General features: G+C 78.0%; 1 protein-coding gene. It reads right to left on the reverse strand.

All coding sequences use genetic code 11. The features are described from left to right. Window positions 1–318 (reverse strand): uroporphyrinogen-III C-methyltransferase (locus N866_RS19345; RefSeq protein WP_034230056.1); only part of this gene is annotated, 318 nt, incomplete at both ends.

The raw sequence follows: 318 nt of genomic DNA on the forward strand, positions 1-318 counted from the left end.
AACAGGTACGGGTCGCCGCCCTTGAGCCGCACGACGCGCCGCCCCGCGGCCGCCTCGCGGACGAGGACCGCGTTGATCTCCTCCTGCGGGACGACGTGCGCCCCCGGCGTCTTGCCGACGTGGATGACGTCGACGTCCTCGGCGAGCTCGTCGAGGACGGCGGTGGGACCGAGCCGGTCGGTGACGACGACGTCGGCCTGGGCGAGCAGGCTCCGCGCGCGCACCGTGAGCAGGTCCGGGTCGCCCGGCCCGCCCCCGACGAGCGCGACCGAGCCCGGCGCGAGCGTCCCGCCCGGCCGGTGGCGGGGCGCGGTGACC

Source organism: Actinotalea ferrariae CF5-4, assembly GCF_000603945.1.
Lineage (GTDB): Bacteria > Actinomycetota > Actinomycetes > Actinomycetales > Cellulomonadaceae > Actinotalea > Actinotalea ferrariae.